Origin of the sequence: Streptomyces sp. NPDC048479, from assembly GCF_040651435.1 — a bacterium.
GTDB lineage: Bacteria > Actinomycetota > Actinomycetes > Streptomycetales > Streptomycetaceae > Streptomyces.
The window spans coordinates 67,641-92,490 of record NZ_JBEZKA010000002.1 but is presented as its reverse complement, the minus strand read 5'-3'; the positions used below and the strand labels follow the sequence as shown (position 1 = coordinate 92,490).

Genomic DNA, 24,850 nt, shown 5'->3' with positions numbered 1-24,850 from the left:
GTCACGCGTAACGTGCCCGGATCCCCTGCGTTCCGCGGGGGAGACGGGGGTCCGCCTCCGGAAGACGGCTGCGACGGTGTTCCGGGAGTTCGTGTGGCTGCGCTCATCGAGGACTATGCACTGATCGGGGACATGCAGACCGCCGCCCTGATCGCCAGGGACGGATCGGTCGACTGGTTCTGTCTGCCGCGCTTCGACTCGCCCGCGGTCTTCGCCGGGCTGCTCGGCACCGAGGACCACGGCTTCTGGCGGCTGGCGCCCGCGGGGCCCGCCGACGGCGCGGGCGCCGCCACCCGCCGCCGCTACCGCGGTGACTCACTTGTCCTGGAATCGGAGTGGGACACCCCGGAAGGAACGGTTCGGCTGATTGACTTCATGCCGCCCAGGGGTGCGGGCCGCGGTAGGCCGGATGCCGCACCGTGTCTCGTACGAATAGTGGAGGGCGTCTCAGGCCGGGTCCGCATGAGTTCCGCACTGCGGATGCGCTTCAGCTACGGCCGGATCGTCCCGTGGGTGCAGCGCGAGCACGGACCCGGCGGCCGGGACCGGCTCGTCGCCGTGGCTGGCCCGGACGCGCTCTGGCTCGACGCGGACGTCGGCACCTATGGCAGCGATCTGACCACCCACGCCGCCTTCACCGTCGGCGCGGGTGAGCGAGTCACCCTCACCCTGAGCTGGCAGCCCTCCCACGGCGACGCGCCGCCCCGGCCCGACGCCACCCAACTCCTCACCGACACCGAGAACTTCTGGTCCCACTGGACCGGCCAGTGCAGCTACTCGGGACCCTGGCGCGAGGCCGTGGTCCGCTCGCTGATCACCCTCAAGGCGCTCACCTACGCCCCGACCGGCGGAATCGTCGCCGCGCCCACCACCTCCCTGCCCGAGGAGATCGGCGGCGTACGCAACTGGGACTACCGCTACGCATGGCTGCGCGACGCCGCCATGACCCTCACCGCCCTGCTGCGCACCGGCTACCGCGAGGAGGCTCGCCGGTGGCGGGAGTGGCTGCTGCGGGCCGTGGCCGGGGACGCGCAGAACCTCCAGATCATGTACGGAGTCGCGGGGGAGCGCGAACTGCCGGAGGCCGAGCTCCCGTGGCTGCCCGGCTACGAGAAGTCAGGACCGGTTCGCATCGGCAACGGTGCCGCCAACCAGCTCCAGCTCGATGTGTACGGCGAGGTCGTGGACGCCCTCTGGCTGGGCCAGACCTCGGGACTCTCCCGCGACGACAGCACCCACATCCTCCAGATGAAGCTGATGAACCACCTCGAGTCCAACTGGCGGGAGCCGGACGAGGGCATCTGGGAAGTGCGCGGCCCACGCCGCGACTTCGTCCACTCCAAGGTGATGACCTGGGTCGCCGCGGACCGCACCGTACGCAGACTGTCGAGGCTGCCACTGGAGAGCCCGGTGCAGCGCTGGCGAGCGCTGCGCGACGAGATACACCGCGACGTCTGCGCCCACGGCTACGACCCCGAGCGCAACACCTTCACGCAGTACTACGGCTCCAGCGAACTGGACGCTTCGCTACTGCTCATCCCGCAGATGGGCTTTCTGCCGCCCGACGACCCGCGTGTGGTCGGCACCATCGAAGCCGTACAGCGGGAGCTGTGCGACGACGGCTTCGTACGCCGCTATCCGGTGCCCGGGGGCGGTTCGGACACGCTCGGCGGAGACGGACTGCCCGGCGGCGAAGGCGTCTTCCTGGCCTGCTCCTTCTGGCTCGCGCACGATCTGGCGCTGATCGGCCGCAGGTCCGAGGCACGCCGACTGTTCGAACGGCTGCTGGCGCTGCGTACGGATCTCGGTCTGCTGGCCGAGGAGTGGGACACCCGGCGCGGCCGGCTGGTGGGGAACTTCCCCCAGGCCTTCAGCCATGTGCCACTGATCGACACGGCTCTGCGGCTGTCCTGAACGCAGGTCCGCGGCCCGCGCCTAGAGCGAGAGTCGACCGGCCCGGCGCATGGTCGTACGGCACTTGCATTTCCGCGCAGAGGAGAGTGGCCATGTCGTCATTAAGAAGTCTCGTCCTCGTCAATGTGCTGCGTCCGATGGGCCGGGCACTGATCGCCTACGGGATGTACTGGGTGTGGATCCCGGGCGTCAACCATGAGGAAATCATGCCGCGAGACAGTTTCCCCCGAGAAGACAGCCAGGAATATCTCAGTCTTTTCGATCAGATCGAGCCGCCTTCAAGGCGGTCTTGAGACGCATTTCCCAAGCTCTGGCCATAAGTACGCGGCTCTGGGGGAAAAGATGGCTGCACACCGGAACTTCACCGAACTCGCGTTGCACAGAGCATCGGAACTCGCGCGCCAGGAGGCCTATTTCTGCGTCCGCGCGAATCAGCAGGGAGAGCTGGAATCCGATGTGCTCAGCTATGGCGAACTCGATGAAAAGGCGAAACGGCTGGCCTCCTGGCTCCAGGAACACGGATCGCACGGCCACCGGGTGCTCATCCTCCAGAGCGGCGTACGGGAATTCATGAGCAGCTTCCTCGGCTGTCTCTACGCCGGGGCCGTGGCCGTGCCCGCACCGGCACCCGTCGGATCCCGGCAGAACGTCGAACGGGTTGCCAACATCGTCCGCGACGCCTCCGTCAGCTACATCCTGACCGACGCCGCGATGGCGTCGACCGTCTCCCAGCTGCTGGCCAACATCGGCCACCCCGAGATCGCGTGCCTGGCCACCGACCGCGCGGAGGTCGGCGACCCGGGCGCCTGGCAGGAGCCCGGCCTGTACCCCGACGATGTGGCCTTCCTGCAGTACACCTCGGGATCGGTGAGCGATCCCAAGGGCGTCATGGTCACCCACCGCAATCTGCTCGCCAATCAGCGCGCCATCCAGCAGGCAATGCGCACGACCCGTGACTCCCGGGTGGGCGGCTGGCTGCCGTTCCACCACGACATGGGACTCGTCGGGCATCTGCTGCACCCGCTGTGGCTCGGCGGCGCCGGAGTGCTGCTGCCGCCGATGACCTTTGTGAAGCGCCCGCTGCGCTGGCTGCAGATGGTCGACCAGTTCGGCATCACCACCGGCGGCGGCCCCAACCTGGCGTACGACCTGTGCCTGCGCCGCATCAAGGACGACCAGATAGAGCAGCTCGACCTCTCCCGCTGGGAGACGGCCGTCAACGGCGCGGAGCCGGTACGGGCCGAGACCATGGAGGCCTTCGCCGAGCGCTTCGCACCCGCCGGCTTCCGCAAGGAGGCCTTCTACCCCTGCTACGGACTCGCCGAGTCCACCCTGCTGGTCACAGGTGGGGAACCCGGGCGAAAGGCCAACTCCCGGATCGTGGACGCCGTCGACCTCGAACACCACCGGCTGAGTCCCGCCCCGGCGGGCCGGCCGGCCAGGACACTGGTCAGCTCGGGCAGGCCGCAGCAGTGCGAGGTGGCCATAGTCGACCCCGCGAACTGCAGAAAGCTGCCCGGCGGCGAGGTGGGCGAGGTCTGGTTGCGCGGCGAGAGCATCGCCCCCGGCTACTGGAACCGCCCGCTGGAGAACGCCCACGCCTTCAAGGCCACCACCGAGGACGGCGACGAGGGCTATCTGCGCACCGGAGACCTCGGCGCCATGGTCGGCGACGAGCTCTACATCACCGGGCGGATGAAGGACATCATGATCGTGGCGGGCCGCAACCTCTACCCGCAGGACATCGAGCGCAGCGTCCAGCGGGTGAGCGCCCTCTTCGGCTCCAGCGCCGCCTTCGCCGTCGAGTCCGACCGGGACCATGTCGTCGTCGTCCAGGAGGTGCGCACCGGATCCGGCTTCGAGGCCGAACTGGCCTCGCTCTCCGCCGCGGTACGGATGTGTGTGTCCAAGGAGTTCGAGGTCGCGGCCGAGAACGTACTGCTGGTCCGCCCCGGCACCGTACGCCGCACTACCAGCGGGAAACTCCAGCGCACCGCCATGCGGCAGCTGTTCCTCGACGGAAGGATCCAGCCGCTGCACGAAGTGCTGCACCCGGAGGTACGCGAGCTGGTCTCGGTGAGCGGCGGCCAGGACGGCCCTGACGGGACCGGCGGATGACGGCGATCACCGAACCGGCGGAGGCGGTACGGGCCGAGGCCGTACGGACCGAGGACGCCTTGGCCGCGGAGGCCGCCGCGGACGCTTCTGCCGCCGTGGACGCCGCGGACTCCGACACGGCCCCCGGCCTGCGCTGGCAGCTCGCGGAACAGCTGGACCGGCGGCTCGGCGACCCCAACGCCGCGGGTCCGCTCTCCTACGCCCGCGCCGCCGGCGACGACGCCGCCGAGGAGTTCCCGGCGGCCGCGTGCGAACTGCTGAGCGCCCTCGGCGTCCACCACTACTACATCCCCGCGGAGTACGGCGGTTCGCTCACCGGCTTCCCGCAACTGCTCGAAATCGTGCGCACCATCGCCCGCCGCGATCTGACCACCGCCATCGGACACGGCAAGACGTTCCTCGGCGCCGTCTGCGTCTGGGTCGCCGAGGACCGCGCCGGGGCCGAACGCCTCGCCTCCCTGGTACGGGCCGGTGAACCGGTCTCCCTCGGACTCACCGAACGGACCCACGGCAGCGATCTGATGGCCGGCGAGGTCGTCGCGGAACACACCGACGGCGGCTACCTCATCAGCGGCGAGAAGTGGCTCATCAACAACGCCACCCGGGGCCGGCTCGTCTGCCTCCTCGCGCGCACCGCCGTCGAGGGCGGCCCGCGCGGCTTCAGCCTGCTGCTCGTCGACAAGGACGAACTGCCGGACGACACCTACCGCACCCTGCCGAAAGTGCACACCCTCGGCATCCGCGGCGCGGACATCAGCGGCATCGCCTTCGACCGGGCGCCCGTCGACGCCTGCGGCCTGGTCGGCCGCGAGGGCGAAGGCCCCGAGACCGTACTCAAGGCCCTGCAGATCACCCGTTCGCTCTGCACCGCACTCTCGCTCGGCGCGGCCGACCACGGACTGCGTGTCGCCTACGGCTTCGCCGCCGAGCGCGAGCTGTACGGACGCAAGCTGCTCGACCTCCCCGCGGCCCGCCGGACCCTGGCCGAGACCTACGCCGATCTGCTCGCGATGGAAGCCCTGAGCACCGTCGCCGCACGCTCCATCCACACTCTGCCCGACGAGCTCAGCGTCACCTCCGCGGTGGCCAAGTATCTGGTGCCGACCGTGGCCGACGACATCCTGAACCGGCTGCGCGGGGTGCTCGGCGCACGCGCCTTCCTCACCGACTACTACGCACACGGCCGGTTCCAGAAGCTGGAGCGCGACCACCGCATCGTCGGGATCTTCGACGGCAACACCATGGTCAACCTCTATGCCCTCACCGCCCAGTTCCGCACCCTGGCCCGCCGCCACCCCGTCCACGACCGCGACCCGGACACCGTCGCCGCCACCTTCTGCTACGCCCACGAGCTGCACGGGCTGCGCCCCGGCCGGCTCAGCCTGCTCGCGCGGCGCGGCAGCACCGTACTCGGAACGCTGCCGAAGACCGCGGAGGTGCTCGGCGCGCAGGCGTCCCGGGAGCCCGAGCTCGGCCGGGCCGCCGCGCTCGCCCACACGCTGGCGCGGGCGGCGGCCGAACTGCACACCAGGATGCGGGCCGCACGCCCCGTGCCCGGCGGCGCACCGGTCGAGAGCTTCGACCTGGCGCGCGGCTACAGCATCTGCTTCGCCGCCGCCTGCTGCCTCGGCGTATGGCAGCACAACCGGCGCCTCGTCCGCGAGGTGCGCACCGCCGGGCTGTGGACGTCGGGCCTCTGGCTCGAAGCCGTACTGGCCCGGCTCGTGGACCGGCTCGAGCAGGCGGTGCCAGGGATCACGGGCCCGCAGCCACGGCGGCCCGCGGCCTACGACGCCGGACTGGAGTCGCTGTTCGAGCGGTTGCTCGGCCGGCTGACCGCACAGTACGAAGCCGGAGACCTCTTCTCGCTGCTGCCAGGCCGTATCGCAGAAGGACCGCCATGCTGACCCCGAACGCGGAAGAAGTCCTCATCCAGCAGCGCGTCGCCGACCTGGAGAGGCGCCTCGGCGACCCCGGAGACCCGGGCAACCCGCTCGGCCTGGCCGCGCTGCTCGCCGCCGACGAGCGCGGCGAACTGCTCGCCGAGGCCGAGCAGGCCCTGGCGGAGTTCCGGCTCAACGCCGAATTCGTACCGACGGAGCTCGGCGGCAGATTGGAGCGGATCGACACGCTCGGCCGGGTGCTGCGCGGAGTCTTCCGCAGGGACGCCAGCCTGGGCCTCGGCTACGGCGCCACCACCTTCCTCGCGGCGATCGCGGTCTGGGCGGGCGGCACCCCCGAACAGCAGCGGAAGGTCGCCGATCTGCTGCTCGGCGGTGGTCGGCTGGCCATCGCGTACCACGAACTCGCGCACGGCAACGACTTCGTACGCAATGAGTTCCGGGCCATGCCGACCGACGACGGCTTTGTGATGTCCGGCGCCAAACACGTCATCAACAACGTCGAACGGGCCGAAGCGCTGGTGCTGTTCAGCCGCACCGAGGAGACCGTCGGCAGCCGCAGCCACTCCGTGCTCCTCGTCGACAAGGCCGCCGTACCCGCCGACCGCTACAGCTATCTGCCGCGGTACGAGACCGTCGGCGTACGCGGCTGCCAGAACGCGGGCGTGGAGTTCACCGACTGCCCGCTGCCCGCCGACGCGCTGGTCGGCAAGCTCGGCGACGGAGTCGAACTGGCCCTGCGCTCCTTCCAGATCACCCGCAGCGTGCTGCCTTCCATGATCCTCGGCGGCGGTGACACGGCACTGCGCACCGCGGTCGGCTTCGCACAGGACCGCAAGCTCTACCACCGCTCCGTGCTGGAGATCCCGCACGCCCGCGCCACCATCGTCGGCGCCTTCACCGAACTGCTGATCAGCGACTGCCTGGCGCTGACCGCCACCCGGGCCGTACATCTGGTCCCGGAGGCCACCAGCGTCTACGCGGCCGCCGTGAAGTATCTGCTGCCCAAACTGCTCACCGAGACCGCCTACGACCTGTCCATCGTCCTCGGCGCCAACTTCTATGTACGCGACGGGGCTTATGGAGCCTTCCAGAAGCATGTGCGCGATCTGCCCATGATCAGCCTCGGTCACGCGGGCACCGCAGCCTGCCAGGCCACGATCATCCCGCAGTTGCCGAGGCTCGCCCGCACCGCCTGGTTCTCCGGCAAGCCGGCACCCGAGGGGCTGTTCCGGGTCCGGGACGGACTCCCGCCGCTCGACCCGGCCCGGCTGGTACTGGTCGCCGGAAGCGATGCGCTCGTCAGCTCGCTGGAAGGCGCGGCGGAGACCATCGCGGGCGCCGCCGGCTCCCGGGCCGGCGAGTACACCGAGGCGCTCACCGCCCTGGCCGCGGCGCTCGAGGACGAACTGCGCAGCCTCCAGGCCGAATGCCGGGACATGCCACCGAAGGACCGCACCGTCCTGGCAAGCCCCAAGGCGTACGCCATCGCGGACCGCTACACGCTGCTGCTGGCCGGCGCGGCCTGCCTCGGCGTATGGCTGCACCAGGACCCTGACGACGAGCCGTTCCTCGCCTCGCCCGCCTGGCTCGCCGCCGCGCTCACCCGGCTGGTGAAGCGGCTGGGCCATCCGCTGCCCGGGCTTCCGGACGGCTGGGACGACCAGCTGCTCCACGAAGTCCTGAACCGCTATCACGAAGCACGCAGTTACGACCTGTACGACACCCCGATCGCCGGCTGACCGCAGACACGTTGTTGAGGAGCATCAGATGGTGCTGCATTCCACCGGGGGAGAAGCCCCGGGTCCCTGGTCGACCAAGCCTGTGGCCGAGTTCGACGAACGCGACTTCCGCAACTGGCTGATCACCCGGCTGAGCGAGTATCTGCAGCGCCCCGCCGAGGAGATCGGCCCGCGCACACCCTTCGCGGAGTACGGGCTGGACTCGGTGGCGGCGCTCAGCCTCTACGGGGACATCGAGGAGGAGTTCGGTCTCTTCCTCGAACCGACCGTCGCCTGGGACCACCCCACGGCCGACGATCTGGCCCGTCACCTTGCCGAGGAGTTCACGAAGGCCGGCGGCGAGCATCGGGAGGTGTGACCATGGGCCGTTCATCAGGCCCGTCCCGGCACCCGGTCGCGGTGGTGGGTGTGGACTGCAGATTCCCCGGCGCGCCAGGACCGGAGGCGTACTGGAGGCTGCTGCTGAGCGGGGCGCACGCCATCGGCGAACGTCCCGCGTCACGCGGCCCCTCGGCCGTGCCCGGTGGCTTCCTGACCGACGCCGACGCCTTCGACCGTTCCTTCTTCGGCGTGCCCACCGCCGACGCGAAAGCCATGGATCCGCAGCAGCGGCTGCTGCTCGAATGCTCCTGGCGAGCCGTCGAGGACGCCGGGATCTCCCCGACGCGCCTGGCGGGCGGCTCGGTGGGCACCTATGTGGGCTCCATGTCCGACGACTGGATGCGGCTCAGCCTCGCCTCGCCCGACGGGGTCACCCCGAGGACCGGCACCGGCAGCGGCCGCTCCATGCTCGCCAACCGCATCGCCTACCAGCTCGATCTGCGCGGCCCCAGCCTCACCGTGGACACCGCGTGCTCCTCCTCCCTGGTCGCCGTGCACCTCGCCTGCACCGCCCTGCGCTCCGGCGAGTGCGACCTGGCGCTCGCCGGCGGCGTCAATATCGTCGTCGGTTCGGTCCTCGACGAGATCTACGCCCAGGCGGGGCTCGCCGCCCCCGACGGTCGGTGCAAACCGTTCTCCGAAGCCGCCAACGGCATCGGGCGCGGCGAGGGCGTGGGCGTGGTGGCGCTGCGCCTGCTCGAGGACGCGGTACGCGACGGCGACCCCGTCCACGCGGTCATCCTCGGCAGTGCCGTCAACCAGGACGGCCGCAGCAACGGCATCATGGCGCCGCACCGCGCATCCCAGCGCGAGGTGATCGCCACCGCCTGCCGCCGGGCCGCGGTCGCGCCCCACGAGATCCGCTTCATCGAGGCGCACGGCACCGGCACACCGCTCGGCGACCAGATCGAAGTGCTGTCGCTCGGCGACGTGTTCCGCGACGAACACGGCGTACGGGAGTGGCCCCTGGCCATCGGCGCGGTCAAGGGCGCGATCGGGCACACCGAGGGCGCGGCCGGGATCGCCGGACTGATCAAGACCGTGCTGTCGCTGCGGCACGGAGTCGTGCCCGGCGGTCCGTGGTGCGGTCAGGAGAATCCGCGGCTCGGGCTGGCCCGCCGCTCCATGGAACTGATCAACGAGCCGCTCGCGCTGCCAGCCGACGGCTGCCGGGCGGGCGTCTCCAGCTTCGGCATGGGCGGCACCAACGCCCATGTGGTCCTCGCGACGGCCCCGCAGTCGGCGGCACCCGCCGTCGAACCCGGCCCGCGCGTCGGCGTGTTCACGCTGTCCGCCGACACCCCGCGGGCCCTGCGCCGCAATCTGCGGCTCCAGGCCGTTGATGTCGCGGGCCGCACCGGCGCCGAACTGGCCCGGCTCTGCTGGACCAGCAACCGCTCCCGCGCCGCCCTGCCGTACCGCTTCGCCACCGCCGCCGACGGACCCGAGGAACTCGCCTCCCGGCTGTTCGCCGGGGCGGAGCTGGAGACCGCATACGCCGAACCCGCAGCGGCCGCCGAAGAACCCGTGCTGGCCTTCGCGTTCACCGGACAGGGCGCCCAGTACCCGCGGATGACCGCCCGGCTGTACGAGCAGTCCGCCGTCTACCGGACCTTCCTCGAGGAGGCGTCCAAAGCCCTGCAGCCGTACACCGTCACCCCCGTCCACGAGTCGATCCTCGCCGGGGATCCTGCCGTCCACCGGACCGGTACCACTCAGCCCGCTCTCTTCGCCGTGCAGTACGCGCTGTCCCGCACGCTGATGGAGCTCGGCGTGCGGCCGGCGGCGGTCGTCGGGCACAGTATCGGCGAGTTCGCCGCGGCCGTCGTCGCCGAGGCGCTCGACCTGGCGGACGCGGCACGGCTCGTGGCCGTCCGCGGCGCCTTTATGCAGCAACTGCCCGAGGGCGGCGGGATGCTGGCGACCAGGGCCCGTCCCGCGGAGGCCGCCGCACTTGTCGCCGACGAGCCCACCGTCGGCATCGGCGCACTCAACGGGCCCGGCGCCACGGTTCTCTCCGGCGACCTTGCGGCTCTGAGCCGGATCCGCGCCCGGCTCGAGGAGCGGGGCCTTGTCTGCACGCCGCTGCGGGTCTCGCATGCGTTCCACTCGCCACTGATGACACCCATGCTGCGCCGCTTCGAGCGGGTCGCCTCACGTATCCCGGGCGGCCGGCCCCGGCTGCCGTTCCACTCGACAGTACGCGGCCGACTGCTGGCGCCCGGCGAGGAACTGGACGCCGCCTACTGGACGGAGCACATCTCGGCGACCGTACGGTTCGAGAGCGCTGTCACCTCCCTCTGCGACCGGCCGCCCACCCATATCGTCGAGATCGGCCCCAAACCGGTGCTCAGCAATCTGATCCGGCGGATCGGGCCGGCTCGTGACGTGCCCGCCATCGGCGTCTGCCGCAACGAGGACTCCGGGCTGCGGGAGCTCGGTGAACTCCTCGCCCACCTGCACCAGGACGGCCTCGACCCCGCCTGGGACGCCTTCTACCCGGACGCGGCGAAACGGGCCGTGCGGATGCCCGCCCATGTCTTCTCCACCGAATGGCGCTCCTGGCAGCAGCAGCTCACGGTGACGGGCCCGGCTCCGCAGCCGGCCGGCGCACCCGCCCGCGCTGCCACCGACGCCGCCGCGCCCGACCGCGTACGCCAGGTAGTGCACGAGGCCGTCGCCATGGTCGGGGGCATCCGGCAGGACGAACTCGACGACGCCCTGCGCTTCTACGACGACCTCGGCTTCGACTCCGTGATGCTGATGGAGCTCAAGTACCGGCTGGAGGTCCGCTTCCCCGAGATCGGCGAACTGTCCATGCCGGAGATGCTCTCCAGCCTGGTCAGCGTCGAGTCACTCATCGGGTATCTGGGCGAGCAGCTGCTGTGTCTTCCCGGGGGACAACCCCCGGACCCCCGGGCGCTGTGCCTTCCCGGGGGACAACCCCCGGACCCCCGGGCGCTGTGTCTTCCCGGGGGACAACCCCCGGACCCCCGGCCGAAGAGCGGGTCGGCAGGGCGGGCCGGACCGCTCTCGCGAGGTGAGTCCGAGTGAACGCGTCCGGTGGCGCGGTGAGCCGGTCCGGCGGCCGGGGCGGACCGGTCCTGCTGGCCGGTGTCGGCACCGCCCTGCCCGGCGAGCCCGTCGACAACGCCGCGCTGTCCCTCCGCCTCGGTATCGCCCCGGAGTGGATGGAGACATTCATCGGCACCAGGACCCGGCACTTCGCGCTCGACCTCGACGGCGGAACGGTCCGCTGGACCCTCGAGGACCTGTGCACCGACGCCGCCGACCGGGCGCTCGCCGACGCCGGGGCCGACCCCGACGACGTGGCGTTCATCGTCCTCGCCACCGCGACCCCGGACGCCCTGATGCCGACCACGGCCGCGCTGGTGGCCGACCGGCTCGGCATCGACGGGGTGCCCGTGTACCAGCTCCAGTCCGGCTGCTCGGGCGCCGTCCAGGCGATGGCGCTCGCCTCGTCGCTCCTCGTGGGCGGGGCGCGCGGCCAAAGACCGGTCGGCCTGGTGATCGGCGGCGACGTCTGCAGCAAACACCTCGATCTGCGCCAGGACTTCCGGGAGATGCCGCCCTCCCAGCTGGTCAACTATGTGCTGTTCGGCGACGGCGCGGGAGCCGTCGCCCTCAGCCGTGCACCCGGCACCGCCCGTGCCGTGCTCAGCAGGGCCGACCACCGGCTCAGCGGTCTCGGCAGCGCGCCGGGCCAGCGCGTCGAGTGGTTCGGACAGGCGGACCGCCACTCCGGCCGGCCCGCCGTCACGGAGGACTACAAGGCCGTCGAGGCCCGGGTGCCGGTCATGGCCCAGGAGATGCTCGACACCCTGCTCGACACGCTCGGCTGGCCCGCCGAGTCCCTCGGCCATGTCCTTCCGCCTCAGCTCAGCGGTCGGATGACCGAGCGGATCACGAGGGGTCTGAGGCAGGGCCTCGAGTGGGAGGAGGTCTCCTGTGTCGCGGAGACCGGAAACAACGGGAACGCGCTGGTCTTCCTCCAGCTGGAGCGGCTTCTGCCACGGCTGGCGGCAGGGGGTCGCGCGGTCGGTATCGCGATCGAGTCCAGCAAATGGATCAAGTCCGGCTTCGCAGTGGAGGCGACGGGATGAGCGCGCGGGGCGGAGCACAGCAAGAATTCCGGGCGCTGCACTCGGCGGGCCGGCTCGTCGACGCGTATGCCCGGATCCCCGAGCTGCTCGCCCGGCTCGACGACGGTGAACTCGACCTCGCGGGACGGCTGCTCGCCCGACTGGACCCCTCGGACGTGCTCGCGGCCCACCCCGGCACCCCGTCGGTACGGATCGCGGTGACCGGTCGCTCCACCACGGCCGGGCTCGTCCCAGCGCTCACCGCCCAGCTGGCCCGGCACGGACTGCTGCTGATCCCGTACGCCGGCGGCAGCGGCGGCTATGTCCAGGACCTGGCCGACCCTGCCTCCGGACTGTACGCACACGAGCCGGACCTCACCCTGTGCGTACTGGACCCGTTCACCGTCTGGGACCGGGTGCGGCCGCCCTGGCAGCCGTACGACACGGCCCTCGAGGCCGAGCGCCAGCGGCTGCTGCTGGCCGAACTCGGCGGCGCCCACGCGGCACACGCCCCGGCCGGCGCGACCTTGGTACTGAACACCGTGCCGCTGCTGCGGCGCTTCACCCACCAGCTCACCGGACTCGCGCAGCGCGCCGAACTGGGCGCCATCTGGCGCGAGTTCAATGCCGACCTGCTGCGGATGACCGACCCGGCGGCAGGTGTGGCCGTACTCGACCTGGAACCGCTGACCGCTGCCGGAGTGCGCGCCGACGATCCGCGCCTGGGCGCGTACGCCGACGCGCACTGCACCGCCGAGCTGCTCGCCGGGTACGCCCGCGAGGCCGCGCACCTCGCCCGGGCGCAGCGCGGCGACGCCAAGAAGTGCCTGGTGCTCGACCTCGACGGCACGCTGTGGGACGGGATACTCGCCGAGGACGGCCCCGAGAAGGTACGGGCCGCGGACTCGCTGCGCGCGGGCGCGTTCGCCGGCTTCAGACGTACCGTCGAACAGCTCGCCTCCCAGGGCGTACTGCTCGCCGTGTGCAGCAAAAACGATCCGGTACCGGTGGCCCGCGCCCTGGCGGCCCACCCCGACTGGCCGCTGAGCACGGATGACTTCGTCAGCATCGTCGCCGACTGGGGCTCCAAGGCCGAAGGCGTCCGCAGGATCGCGTCGGACCTGGGCATCTCGCCGTCCGCCGTGGTCTTCGCCGACGACAGCCACTTCGAGCGGGAGGTCGTGCGGGCAGGAGTGCCCGGCGCTGCCGTCGTTCCCCTGGACGGCGAGCCCGCCCACCACACCGAACGCCTGCTGGCCGACGCCTGGTTCGACGTACCCTCCGTCACCGAGGAGGACCGAGGCCGGGCCGCCCGCTACCGGGAACGCGAACAGCGCGAGCGCCGGCGGGCCGCGTCGAAGGACTACGAGAGCTTCCTGAGGAACCTGGACATCGAGGTCGACGCCGGCCCCGCCGCCAGCCATGAGACCGCAAGAATCGCCCAGTTGAGCCTGCGGACCAACCGCTTCAACCTCACCGGGGAACGGCTGACCGGCGCACAGATCCAGCACATCGCGCAGGACCCGGACGCGCTCGTGCTCGCGGTACGGGCCATCGACCGCTTCGGCGACGACGGAGTGGTCGGCGCGGTGTTCGCCCGAACGGACGGCGCGGGACTGCATCTGGAGAACATGGTCGTCAGCTGCCGGGTGCTCGGTCGCGGGATCGAGAACGCCGTACTGGCCGGGCTGCTGCACGCGGCCCGCGAGGCCCACCTGCCCGCCGTACACGCAGCGTGGCGGCCGACTGTGGCCAACGAGGCGCAGCGCGCCTTCTGTCCCGCGCACGGCTTCCGGACCACGCACGAGAGCAGTGGCGAGGTCCGCTACCTGCACGCTCTGGAGGAGCTGCCGCCCGTCCCGTCCCATGTGCGGCTGCGGCTGCGCCTCACGCACGACCGGGCCCAGGAGGTGGAGTCATGCACACCGTCGTCGATCTGATCTCTCTCGCCAACGAACACCTGGGTACCGATCTCGAGCCGGCCGACGCGGAACGTGAGCTGACCGAGCTGCCCTGCTGGGACTCGGTGAGTCTGCTGCGGCTCGTCAGCCTGCTGGAGCGGGAGCTGGGCAGGGCGGTGCCGGTAGCCGAGCTGCTCGAGGCGCGCAGCCTGGGCGAGATCTGGACCGTAGCGGTGGGGACATGAGCGTGTCCGGTGACCGGGCGAGGCGCCATACGCGCTACTACCTGAACTGGGCACGGGCAGCGGCCCCCGTGCATCTGGGCGCCGATGTCGACATGACCCGCGTCGAGGAGCACCGCGCGGCCGCGCGCCGGGCGGACCTGCGGTACTCGGTGGTGAGTTATCTGCTGTATGCCGCCGGTCGGGTCGTCGCCCGGCATCCCGAGGCCCGCGCGATCGCGCGGGGCGTTCTGTGGCCGCGCACCGCGCCGCTGCCGGACGTGGCGGCCAAACTCGCCCTCGACCGCAGGACCGAAGCGGGCGAGCGCGTGGTGCTCACCGCCGTACTGCCGCGCATGGACGTGGCGTCACTGACGGAGATCCAGGATTTGGTGGACCTGTGCCGCGAGAGCGACCCGCACGACCTTCCCGGTGCCGCCGCGGTGCGGCTGCTGAACCAGCTGCCGCCGCCCGTCGGGGAGTTGGTGTTCCGGCTCGGAGTACGGAGTCCGGGCACCAGGGCCCAGCGGCTCGGGACCTTCGCGGTGAGCTCGCTCGGGCACCGCGCTGTCGACATCTTCCACTCCTACGGCGGCACGGCGGTCACCTTCTGCGCGGGACGGGTGGTCGACCGTGCCGTGGTGCGTGGTGGCGGGGTGACGGCAGCGCCGGTCATGCGCCTCGGCCTGACCTTCGATCACAGAGTGCTCGACGGAGCTGCCGCGGCGGACGTACTCGACGGAGTGGTGAAGCGGTTGGAGGGCTGGCATGGTGATCTTTCCGGGACCCGTGGCGAACCCCGCGACGGAGCAGGGATTCGCGCGGCCCGTGCGGGTGACCGGCCCCGAGGGCCCCTGGGAGCAAGTCCGTGACGCGGTACGGGAGTACGGCAGCGTGGTGGTCCACGCCCAGCTCGACGACTGGCTGCCGGGCGACCTGGACGCGCCGGAGCTGCGCCCGCTGCTGGGCCGCGACTACGCGCGCTTCGCCGCCATGACGCACTATCAGATCCGGTCCCGTTTCGTGGCGTCCAGGCTGCTGCTCAAACATGTCGCGTGCGCGGTCATCGAGGCCGAACCGCAGAGTGTCGAACTCGCCTACAAGCCGGGCGGACGCCCCTATCTGCGCGGCCTCGACCAGATCGACATCAGCCTCAGCCACACCGACACGCTGCTCCTGGTCGGGCTGACCCGCCGGGGCTGGATCGGTGTGGACGCCGAGCTCAGGGACCGGCCGATGCTCGGACTCGGCACCGAGAACCAGGTGTGTACGCCGCACGAGCGCACGGCCCTCGCGCAGATCGCCGACGAGCGGCGCAACGGCGCGCTGGTACGCCTGTGGACGCTGAAGGAGGCGTACAGCAAAGCGATCGGACAGGGCATGCGGTTCCGTTTCACCGAGTTCGGCTTCGGACCCCAGGAGCGCAGAGTGCAGGTCCTGAGACCGGACGGATCGCGGGGGACCGGCGACGAATGGACCTTCCACACCTGCCTGGTGGACCGCCGGTACACGGTGAGCGTGGCGCTGTTCGACGCGGGCTTCGGGGACACCAGCGACACCGCGGCCTCCACCATGCTCGACGCCGGCCTCCTGGAGGCGCTGGCGAACACGGGACAGGACGAGTCACCGGCATGACGATCACGACAGAGGTCTGTGTGGTGGGTGGCGGCCCCGGGGGCCGCGCTCTCGCTCTCGCGCTGGTACGCCTCGGGCGCCGGGTGGTCCTGCTGGAACAGCGCACGGGCGGAGCACGAGTCTTCCGCGGCGAGTCCGTCTCGCCCGACGGGGTGCGCCTGCTGGCCGGCCTGGACGTGCTGGAACGCGTGCGGGAGCACACGCACGAGGTGCACCGGCTGGAGATCGCCGACAAAGGCGCCCGCGTCCTCGACGTACGGTTCGAGACCTTCCCGTACGCCTATCGCCATCCGGTGGAGCTGGCCCAGCCCGTACTGCTGTCCGCGCTGGCCGAGGCGGCCGCGGAGCAGGGCGGCTGTACCGTCGTCGAACCGGCCTCGGCGGCCGAGCTGCTGCTGGACGGGTGCGCGGTGCGCGGAGTGCGCGCCAGGACGCCCGACGGGCTGATGGAGATACGGGCCGAGATAACCGTCGGCGCGGACGGCCGCTACAGCTCCGTACGCCGGCTCTCCGGCCTCGACCGCGTCGCGAAGCGCACGCCGCTGGAACGGGACGTGATCTGGATGAAGCTGCCGTTCCCGGCCGCCTGGGACCGGCGCGCCTACCGGGTACGGATCAGCTCGGGCCGCCACGGACTCTTCCTGCCCAGCACCGACGGCACTCTGCGGGTGGGCCTCAACATCCCCAAGGGCGGTCTGCGTGAACTGCGTTCGGGCGGGCTCGGGCAGCTGCACGCGCGGCTCGCGGAGCTCGCGCCCGAGCTCGAGAAGGAGGCTGTCGACGGCATACGCGGCTGGTCCGACACCACTCTGCTGGACATCTTCACCACCGATGTACGGCGCTGGTCGGCGCCCGGAGTCGTACTGATCGGCGATGCCGCGCACACTCTCTCGCCCGTACTCGGCCAGGGCGTCAACCACGCTCTGGCCGACGCGGTCGCACTCGCTCCGCTGCTCGCCGATGCTCTCGGTGCGCCCCGCAGCGGCCGTCCGGCCGCCCTCGCCGCCGCCGTGCTCGCCTTCCAGCAGACCAGGGAGGGCGCGGTCCGGCGCTCCCGGGGGCTGCAGCTGCGCCAGGAGCGGATGTTCAGCCTCTCCGCGCGGCCGGCGGCGGCGCTACGGCGCACCGTGTACCGGGCGATGAACGCGAGCCCCGCCCTCCAGCGCCGGGTACTCGCACCGGCGTACTTTCCCGGTCAGCGGCCCGGGCCCGCTGCGGTCCTGCGCCGGACGGAGCAGCGGACATGAACGATCCGCACAGGCCCTCGCTGTCGCTGCAGGAGTTGCGCCGCTATGTGCTGCTGCACGCCCGCGCACAGGGCCTCGCACCCGCCCACTGCCGCCGGCTGCTGGCCGGGGTGGCGACCGCGTACGGAGCGGGGCGCGACTCCTGGCCGGCCGTCTGGAGCCGCGCGGGGGACCGGCTGGCCGGCCGCGGCAAATGGCTGCAGGCCTGCCGCCACTACGGCCTCGCCCGCTTCCCGTACGCCGCCGCCGACGATGTCGTACGCCGTCGCGCGCAGCTGCTGTGCGTCCAGTCCTTCGACCAGTGGCGCCGGACGCGCCCCGGCATGGACCGTATCGACATCGCCCTGCCCGAGGGCAGGTTCGCCTGCTGGACGGCCGGACTTTCCGCCACCCGGCCCCGTCCGTTGATCGTCGTCATGGGCGGCATCGTCAGCGTCAAGGAACAGTGGGCACCGATCCTGGCGCGCGCCGACGCCCTCGGCGTGGCCCTGGCAGTCACCGAGATGCCGGGCGTCGGTGAGAACACGCTGCCGTACCGCGCGGACAGCCATCGCATGCTCAGCGCGGTGCTCGACGCGGTGGCGGACCGGGCCGAGGTACGGCGGACGTGCGCCATCGCGCTGAGCTTCGGCGGCCATCTGGCACTGCGCGCGGCCCTTGTCGACGAGCGGGTGCGCGGGGTCGCCACCGTGGGCGCACCGCTGCGTCATTTCTTTCTCGACCGGGAGTGGCAGCGCCGGGTCCCCGGCACGACCGTGCTCACGCTCGCCCATCTCATCGGCTGCAAGCCGGATGACGTCCTCGACGCCGTACGTGAATGGGCGCTGACCGAGAACGAGTTGAGACGGCTGGACATCCCGGTCACCTACGCAGCCGCGCTGCGCGACGACATCGTGCCGCTCGCCGAAACGGCCGCGCTGCTGCGCGACCGCACGGCTCGGCGGGAGGTGCTGCTGCTCGACGACGAGCACGGCGCGCCGGCCGAGCTCGGCCGGGTGCGCGTGGCCCTGCTCCGCGCCGCGCTTCGCACGGTGGGTGCGCATCCGGTGCCCAGAGGGCTGCTGGCCGCGGCGGACGGGACGCAGCGCCTGCTGAGCCGGAGAGGAAGGCTGGCTGTATGAACGACGCCCGTGGCAGGCGAACCGGGGCTCCGCCCCAGACCCCGCGCCTCAAACGTCGGCGAGGCTGGATTTTCCCGCCCGTCGGGCGGGAAGGCCAGCCCGTCCGGCGATTGAGGACACGCCCGAAGGGCGTCCGGGGGTCCGGGGGCTTGCCCCCAGTTGGGGGAAGGGGCGGGGAACGCTCCGGCTGGACCTATCACGCCCCCGCGGGGCGGACCCTCAGCGGCGTCGTCGGCGTGGCCGCCCTCGTCGCGGGCGCGCGCCTCGGAGGGGCCAGCAGCCGGGTGCTCTGGACGACCACCGTGCTCCCCGACATCGCCCTGCTCTACGGCATCGCGGCCGCGCCCGCCTTCGAGCGCCTGCCCTCCTACGCCGTACGCCCCTACAACGTGCTGCATTCGCCCGCCGTACCCGCCGCCCTGCTCACGCTCGCGGCCCTCACACGCAGCCGGCGCTTCGCGGTCGCCGGGCTCGGCTGGCTGGGCCATATCGCCGTCGACCGCGCCTTCGGGTACGGGCCCCGCAGGCCCGACGGTCTGCGGTACTGAACTCCTCGTTCCTCAGCCCCAGTTCACCGGCAGCGACTCCAGCCGGTTGACCAGCAGCCCGGTGTGCATCCGGACCTCCTCCACCGGCACGGCAAGTCGCAGCGAGGGAAGGCGGCGGGCCAGTGAGCCGAGGGCGATCTGCAGCTCGGCCCGTGCCAGCGGTGCGCCCAGGCAGTAGTGCGGGCCGTGTCCGAAGGCCAGATGCGAGGCGTCCCGGCGGCCCGGATCGAAGCGGTCCGCGTCCGGGAACCGGCTCTCGTCCCGATTGGCGGAGCAGATCGCTCCGATGACCGCGCTGCCCGCCGGCACGGCCGTGCCCCCCACCTCGATCTCGGCCGTGGTGACCCTGAGCGGACCGCCGTCCCCGATGGGATTGATCCGCAGCAGCTCCTCCACGAGCGTGGCCGCCGGCTCCGGCGACGTGGGCACCAGACCCATGCCGCCGCTGTGCCGCAGCAGCGTGAACACCGAAGTGCCCAGCACCCCCACCGTCGTCTCGTGCCCGGCGATCAGCAGCGTCATCGCCATGGTGATCAGCTCGTGCTCGGTCAGCGGGCCGGCCTCGTCCCGTACCTGGACGAGCGCGCTGAGAAGGTCGTCGCCGGGCTGCTGCCGCTTCTCGGCCACGAGATGCTGCAGATAGGTGACGAGCGCCAGCTTGCGCTCCAGCATCTGCTCGGGCGTGTGCGCGGTGAGCGAGAGGACCGCGTCCGACCAGCCCCTGAACAGCTCCCGGTCGGCGAAGGGCACACCCAGCAACTCGCAGATCACGGCAACGGGATAGGGGAAGGCGAAGGCCTCGTTGAAGTCGACCGGGCCACCCTCATCCGCCATCCGTTCCAGCAGCTCGTCCGCCAGCTCCTGGATACGGGGCCGCAACAGGTCAACCCGGCGCGCCGTAAAGGCACTCGAGACGAGGGAGCGCAGCCTGGTGTGCTCCGGCGGGTCCATGGTGAAAAGACCGCCCGCGTCGAACGGGACGGCTGTGAGCTTCGGCGACTCGGGAAGCACCGTGGCCGCTCTGCTGCACCGGGCGTCGGAGAGGACAGTACGTACATCGTCGTAGCGGCTGAACAGATACGCTCCGTCGCCGCTGGGCATGACGACGTCGGACACCGGGGCGTTGCTGCGCAGCCGCGCGTACTCCTCCGGAAGGTCGGTCGCCGAGTGACGAGGGGGCGGGTAGCTGCGCACCGCGGAGTCCTGAGGCATAACCACACCGTCCGACCTGGTACTCGGGATGTGCTCGAGCGGATGTTCAGGACGGGTCGGGGAGGTATCCTCAGCCTTCGCTGACGGCGGGTTGGGGGAGGCCGAGTGCTGCGGGATCCATCGCACATGATCAGAGTGGTCCTTGCCGAGGACATGCACATGGTGCGGGGAGCACTGGTCGCCCTGCTCAACCTCGAGGCCGACATACAGATAGTGGCGGAGGTCGGAACGGGACGTGACATTCTGCCCGCGGTGCTGCAGCACCATCCCCATGTGGCGGTGCTCGACATCGATCTGCCGGGTGTCGACGGGCTGTCCGCCGCCGCCGAGGTCCATGCCAAACAGCCGTCCTGCCGCACCCTGATCCTCACCGGACTCGGCCGACCCGGCAATCTGCGCCGGGCGCTGGAGGCCCAGGTGTCCGGGTTCATCCTCAAGGACGCGCCGCCGAGCCAACTCGCGGACGCCATCAGGCGGGTGTCCTCGGGTGAGCGGGTGATTGACCCGCAGCTCGCCCTCGACGCCTGGGCGGCCAGGGACAATCCCCTCACCGCCCGGGAGACCGAGGTGCTGCGGATGGCCGCGGGCGGGGCCGAGGCGCCCGACATCGCGGGACGGCTGTATCTGACCGTGGGGACCGTACGGAACTATCTGACGACAGTCGTCACCAAACTGGGCGCGCGCAACCGCGTCGACGCGATCCGCATCGCCCGGGAGCAGGGCTGGCTCTGAGCGCCCGCCCTAAATGATCTGCTTGTCCATGAGGACCAGGGCCGGCCGGTGCGCCCTCCGGCTGTCTCCGCAGTCCAGCGGCACCTTCGCCTCCAGATGGAAGCAGCCGTCCGCCCGTACACCGGCAGTGAGTTCACCGCCGATCACGCTGACACGGGTGGAGAGATTGCCGATTCCGCTGCCGTCGTACGAGGCCGGATCGCCGGACCCGCGGGCGACCCCGTCGTTCCTCACATGCAGCACCACCGTGCCATTGCCCATATCCCGTGCCGAGATGTGGCAGCGGCGGACCGTGCTGTGCCGCAGGATATTGGTGATCCCCTCCCGCAGTACGGTCGCCAGCACCGTGCCCACCCGGTCGGGCAGGTCCATCAGCGTGGAGTCGACCTCGATGCCTATGCCTGCCGCGCCGAACACCGAGCGGGCGGAGGCGAGTTCCGCGCAGAACGACATGTCCCGATAGCTGCGGGCGACCTGCCGGGTGTCGGCGAGCGCCTGACGGGAGATCTCCAGCACGGTGGAGAGCTCTTCGCGGGCCCGCGCCGGATGCTGATCGACCAGCCGCAGCGTCAGCTCGCTGCGGAGAGTGATCGCCGAGAGGCTGTATCCCAGCAGATCGTGCAGATCGCGGGCGAAGCGCAGCCGCTCCTGTTCCACCGCGAGCCGGGCGATCTCCTGTTGCGCGCTGCGCAGTTTGAGCACCATCTCGGAGAGCGACGTCAGTCCGTAGACCAGACTCGCGGTCGTGATGGTGGAGACGCCGATGTACGTGACGTCGAGGTAGGTCCTGCCGGACCAGGTCGTCGTCAGGCCCATGGTGGTGGCGACGCTGAGTCCTGCGCACACCCATGACCACGGTGAGCGCAGGACGAGCAGCAGTGATCCGGTGAGAAAGCCGGTGATCCCCACCCAAGCGGTACCCATCAGCAGGATCGGCGGATAGCTCAGCGCCAGTTGGATGACCAGGATCCAGTACTGCTGTCTGCGCTTGAGCCGTACCCGACGGGGTGCCGAGAGCACCACCTGGCACGCGAACATCCCGAGCAGGGCCAGCGCGCCCGCGATGAGTTGGAACAAGCTCTGCTGCACGGTGAGCAGATGCAGGGTCGCAGCGGCCAGCACGCCGCCGAGAGCAACCAGCAGGATGCCCAGGGCGATCTTGGGAGCCAGTCCTGCATCCCCTCCATCGCGACCGTACATGGCTGGATCGCGGTGGTCTGCGCTGTGCAAGTGTTGTCTCTCCTGGGTTCGATTCACGTCAAGCATGTGACCCCCCGTTGCACTGCGTAGCGTGGATTCAGATCCTAGGCGAGTGCAACGGGGCCGTGACTGTCATTACTAGACAAACAGCGGTATCGGATTGAGCTCCTCGTAGGGAATCGGCGTGGTGCGCCGCCCCAGACGCACAGGTACGTCATAGAGCCTGCCGGGACCGAAGCGTGTCCAGAAGTGGCGCAATCCGGGTACCAGAACCTTCACTGCCGGGAGCTCCAGATCCGGCCGGGTCTGATCGAGGACCAGCAGCTCCATGCCGTGTGCGCGGACCAGTTGCTCCGCGGCCCGGACGTCGTCCAGGAGGTCCGGGCGCAGGGTGTAGCCGTACTCGGTGCGGCGCTTCGCCGGGACCTTCGGATCGGGGCCCAGATAGGGCTGATTGGCAAGTGTGCGGCGGGTGCACCAGTCGAGGAGGGCGAAGTCGTCCTCGGCAGGCGCCTCCAGTACGGCGGGCAGCAGCTGATTCATCTCGGTGAGTGCGCGCCGGAGTGCGATATCGGGATCGAAGTGGCAGCCGAAGCCGAACATGATGTCCTCCTCCGGCTTGTCGGTCCGGCGCGAGATCGCGGCCATCGACGGAATGCCCAGGTCGGAGGTGAGATCGAGCACCCAGAACTCCCGTTTGAGCAAGGAGTACTCGGCGCGCATCCCGTCGATCCACGGGTCGGGGAACGAGTCCAGGTCCACTGCCGGCTGTGAGGTGCGGTTGTACCACCACAGCGCGACCGAGTCCCGCTCGACGAGCTCGAAAAAGCCTTGCAGGATGGCGTCCTCGAGACTGCTGCCCGCCGCGTTGCCATTGGAGTCGGCCACGGTGAAGCAGGGCCCCTTGGCGGGCGGTGGGGCGAAGTAGAGCATCCCGGTCGGCACCATCCGGTGCCTGCCGTGGGTGACCGACCAGACCGGCGTCCAGTCGACGGCCGCCTTCTCGTCGAACGGGTCGCAGATGTACTGGAACGGTGGCTGTACGGCGTTCCACTGCAGTCGGTCCGTGTACTGCCGCTCGTGGTACAGCTGGCACTCATTGGGGTGGATCGCCTCCCCGGCCAGCTCCCTGAGACTGGCGCGGATCCTCGGCTCGTCCCCGTGCATCGTTGCGGAGTAACGCTCCACCGCTTCGCAGAGCGCGCCGACCTTCGCATCCAGAGCGGTGACCCCCTTGCCACCGCTCTGGCTGCGCAATCCGGAGCGGAACGCCGCGAGACTGCGCGCGGTCCATGCTGGATTGGGCCCCGAGCGGTACGCGTTGAGGAAGTCGGGACCGCCGGGCGCGCGGTGCAGCGAGCTGACCACTCCGGTGACCGTGCCGACCAGGTGCTCGTAGCGTTCCATGACCTGTTCGGCCGTCAGGGCCCGGTGACCGTTTCCGCTGAAGGTCTTCTTGGGCCGCGACGTGAGGGTGACGGGCTGCTGCACGCGGTCCCCGACGAGCCGCGGGTCGCCGCATTCGGGGCATTGCGGCCGCTGACCGACCGGATGTGCCCGGATGGCGAGCTGAAGAGTGTCCAGAACTCGTATGGCCAGCTGGCTCTTGTCGCGGTAGCCGGCAACCCACTTGGCGGCTTCCACGGCGATCGCCTGCAGGGCCAGCGAGCGGCTCGCGGCGATGGTCGCGCGTGGCGGCGTCGGCGGCGACGACATGCCGAGCGCCTGCCCGACAAGCTGTTCCGGCTGGCGGTGGTGCTTGAGCCGGTAGGCCATACAGCTCCAGCAGGCCCCTTCGCCCGGCTGGAACACCGGGCCGATCCATGGTTCGACGCCATGTGGTTTGGCGAGCAGCCACGGACGTCCGCTACGGCGCTGTTCCTTGTCGATGTCACGCAGCTGAGGCAGGAGATAGTCGTCGCACAGGACGACCGTCAGATCACAGCCGCCGGGGCCGCTCAGCGCGACCCCGGCGGTGAAAAAGGCGTCCCGGGCGGTCGGCCCGCCGACGTCACCCAAATCCAGCAATCGGACCCGGCTTTCGGTCAGCGCCCTTCCGGCAAGCGTCGCCTCCAGACCGGCGGCTTCCCAGTACGCCGATGCGTCCTGGTCCGTCGATTCGGTTTGCGGCGCGGAATACCCGGTGACCAGATTCGCCTGCGTCAGCTTCCCCAGGAGACTGCCGAGTTCGGTGGGCGACAGCAGTCCCTGGGTGTCCCGCACAAGGGCGGGCAGGTCCCGGCTGCCGTCGAGTAGAGGAGCGATGGCTGCTACTGCGTCGCCCTCGATCGCGGTGACACCCTGTTCGGAGACCAGATAGGTCGCCTCGCCCGGTATGACAGCGGTGGTGAGGTGTCTCCTGAACCCGATCCGTGGCCATAGGGAATCCATGTGCGGCTCACACAGGCAGGGTGCCGACGGCGCCCTGTCGGGCTGCCGGCCCAGGGGGGTAGGGCTGCTCGGTGAAGCAGATGCAGGCACGTACCGCCCCACGCACGGAGTGCGCGGCGTCCGGTTCCCCCGAGGAACTGAGGTTGGTGATCGTGACTTCGATGTCGGCCTCCGCCGGCAGCGCGGGGACGGTGCTTTCCGGTGTCATCGGAATGCCGAATTCGGCGAGAACATTGCGCGGCTCCAGCGCGTACCGCAGGGCGAGTTCCGGCTGCAGAAAGCTCCGGGCGACGAGTTCGGCGAAACGCCAGTCGTGTTCCACGGAGGTGGTGCAGGCCCCTTGAGCTGCGGTTCCGCTGGACGCGTAACCAGACATCATCGTGCTCCCATCGTGATGTGAACGGTGCCGGGCGGATGTTTCCCCTGCGGATGTTCGGCTGCGCATACGAGAGCAGTGTGCTGTCGGGTGACTTGAATCGAACA

General features: G+C 70.6%; 20 protein-coding genes. 16 read left to right on the top strand and 4 right to left on the bottom strand.

Annotated features, from left to right (window positions below; genetic code table 11):
• The first annotated feature begins 93 nt into the window (after positions 1-93).
• The 15 genes from AB0D12_RS03205 (at position 94) to AB0D12_RS03135 (ending at position 18,832) form a co-directional block, all read left to right on the top strand.
• Positions 94-1,914 carry a glycoside hydrolase family 15 protein gene (locus tag AB0D12_RS03205; RefSeq protein ID WP_362676546.1) on the top strand — a complete coding sequence of 607 codons (1,821 nt, stop codon included), beginning with the start codon at positions 94-96 and terminating at the stop codon, positions 1,912-1,914.
• A gap of 92 nt (positions 1,915-2,006) precedes the next feature.
• Positions 2,007-2,207: a hypothetical protein gene (locus AB0D12_RS03200; RefSeq protein WP_362676544.1), complete on the top strand. Its 201-nt coding sequence runs from the start codon at positions 2,007-2,009 to the stop codon at positions 2,205-2,207.
• A 49-nt stretch (positions 2,208-2,256) separates the two neighbouring features.
• Positions 2,257-4,032, top strand: a complete 1,776-nt coding sequence (locus AB0D12_RS03195) for a fatty acyl-AMP ligase (RefSeq protein ID WP_362676542.1) — start codon at positions 2,257-2,259, stop codon at positions 4,030-4,032.
• Positions 4,029-5,939: an acyl-CoA dehydrogenase family protein gene (locus tag AB0D12_RS03190; protein ID WP_362676540.1), complete on the top strand. Its 1,911-nt coding sequence runs from the start codon at positions 4,029-4,031 to the stop codon at positions 5,937-5,939. Before AB0D12_RS03195 ends, AB0D12_RS03190 begins: the two co-directional genes overlap by 4 nt.
• Positions 5,933-7,675 (top strand): acyl-CoA dehydrogenase, encoded by a 1,743-nt coding sequence (locus AB0D12_RS03185; RefSeq protein ID WP_362676538.1) that lies wholly within the window; start codon positions 5,933-5,935, stop codon positions 7,673-7,675. The genes AB0D12_RS03190 and AB0D12_RS03185 overlap by 7 nt, the downstream gene beginning before the upstream one ends.
• A 28-nt stretch (positions 7,676-7,703) precedes the next feature.
• Positions 7,704-8,033, top strand: coding sequence for an acyl carrier protein (locus tag AB0D12_RS03180; protein ID WP_362676536.1), 330 nt, complete (start codon positions 7,704-7,706; stop codon positions 8,031-8,033).
• A gap of 2 nt (positions 8,034-8,035) precedes the next feature.
• Positions 8,036-11,110 carry a beta-ketoacyl synthase N-terminal-like domain-containing protein gene (locus AB0D12_RS03175; RefSeq protein WP_362676534.1) on the top strand — a complete coding sequence of 1,025 codons (3,075 nt, stop codon included), beginning with the start codon at positions 8,036-8,038 and terminating at the stop codon, positions 11,108-11,110.
• Positions 11,107-12,180, top strand: a complete 1,074-nt coding sequence (locus AB0D12_RS03170) for a 3-oxoacyl-ACP synthase III family protein (protein ID WP_362676532.1) — start codon at positions 11,107-11,109, stop codon at positions 12,178-12,180. Before AB0D12_RS03175 ends, AB0D12_RS03170 begins: the two co-directional genes overlap by 4 nt.
• On the top strand, positions 12,177-14,099 hold the full coding sequence (locus tag AB0D12_RS03165) for an HAD-IIIC family phosphatase (protein WP_362676530.1): 1,923 nt from the start codon (positions 12,177-12,179) through the stop codon (positions 14,097-14,099). The genes AB0D12_RS03170 and AB0D12_RS03165 overlap by 4 nt, the downstream gene beginning before the upstream one ends.
• Positions 14,078-14,305 (top strand): phosphopantetheine-binding protein, encoded by a 228-nt coding sequence (locus AB0D12_RS03160; protein WP_362676529.1) that lies wholly within the window; start codon positions 14,078-14,080, stop codon positions 14,303-14,305. Before AB0D12_RS03165 ends, AB0D12_RS03160 begins: the two co-directional genes overlap by 22 nt.
• Entirely contained in the window at positions 14,302-15,153 is an 852-nt protein-coding gene (locus AB0D12_RS03155) for a 2-oxo acid dehydrogenase subunit E2 (RefSeq protein WP_362676527.1), read from the top strand. Before AB0D12_RS03160 ends, AB0D12_RS03155 begins: the two co-directional genes overlap by 4 nt.
• On the top strand, positions 15,050-15,916 hold the full coding sequence (locus AB0D12_RS03150) for a 4'-phosphopantetheinyl transferase superfamily protein (RefSeq protein WP_362676525.1): 867 nt from the start codon (positions 15,050-15,052) through the stop codon (positions 15,914-15,916). The genes AB0D12_RS03155 and AB0D12_RS03150 overlap by 104 nt, the downstream gene beginning before the upstream one ends.
• Positions 15,913-17,163: an FAD-dependent monooxygenase gene (locus AB0D12_RS03145; RefSeq protein ID WP_362676523.1), complete on the top strand. Its 1,251-nt coding sequence runs from the start codon at positions 15,913-15,915 to the stop codon at positions 17,161-17,163. Before AB0D12_RS03150 ends, AB0D12_RS03145 begins: the two co-directional genes overlap by 4 nt.
• Entirely contained in the window at positions 17,160-18,284 is a 1,125-nt protein-coding gene (locus AB0D12_RS03140; RefSeq protein ID WP_362676521.1) for an alpha/beta fold hydrolase, read from the top strand. The genes AB0D12_RS03145 and AB0D12_RS03140 overlap by 4 nt, the downstream gene beginning before the upstream one ends.
• A gap of 236 nt (positions 18,285-18,520) precedes the next feature.
• Entirely contained in the window at positions 18,521-18,832 is a 312-nt protein-coding gene (locus tag AB0D12_RS03135) for a DUF4260 family protein (protein ID WP_362676519.1), read from the top strand.
• A 12-nt stretch (positions 18,833-18,844) separates the two neighbouring features.
• Here AB0D12_RS03135 and AB0D12_RS03130 read toward each other — a convergent pair whose 3' ends face one another.
• A complete protein-coding gene (locus tag AB0D12_RS03130) occupies positions 18,845-20,044 on the bottom strand; it encodes a cytochrome P450 (protein WP_362676517.1) in 1,200 nt (399 codons plus the stop codon).
• A 126-nt stretch (positions 20,045-20,170) separates the two neighbouring features.
• On the opposite strand from AB0D12_RS03130, the gene AB0D12_RS03125 reads away from it, so the two are divergent.
• The gene (locus tag AB0D12_RS03125) at positions 20,171-20,776 is read left to right on the top strand and encodes a response regulator transcription factor (protein WP_362676515.1); all 606 of its coding nucleotides are present in this window, start codon (positions 20,171-20,173) and stop codon (positions 20,774-20,776) included.
• A 9-nt stretch (positions 20,777-20,785) separates the two neighbouring features.
• Here AB0D12_RS03125 and AB0D12_RS03120 read toward each other — a convergent pair whose 3' ends face one another.
• The 3 genes from AB0D12_RS03120 to AB0D12_RS03110 form a co-directional block, all read right to left on the bottom strand.
• Positions 20,786-21,976 (bottom strand): histidine kinase, encoded by a 1,191-nt coding sequence (locus tag AB0D12_RS03120; RefSeq protein ID WP_362676513.1) that lies wholly within the window; start codon positions 21,974-21,976, stop codon positions 20,786-20,788.
• A gap of 138 nt (positions 21,977-22,114) precedes the next feature.
• Positions 22,115-24,367: a TOMM precursor leader peptide-binding protein gene (locus AB0D12_RS03115; protein ID WP_362676511.1), complete on the bottom strand. Its 2,253-nt coding sequence runs from the start codon at positions 24,365-24,367 to the stop codon at positions 22,115-22,117.
• Positions 24,368-24,374: 7 nt separating this feature from the next.
• Positions 24,375-24,689, bottom strand: a complete 315-nt coding sequence (locus AB0D12_RS03110; protein ID WP_362676509.1) for a hypothetical protein — start codon at positions 24,687-24,689, stop codon at positions 24,375-24,377.
• Positions 24,690-24,850 lie beyond the last annotated feature (161 nt).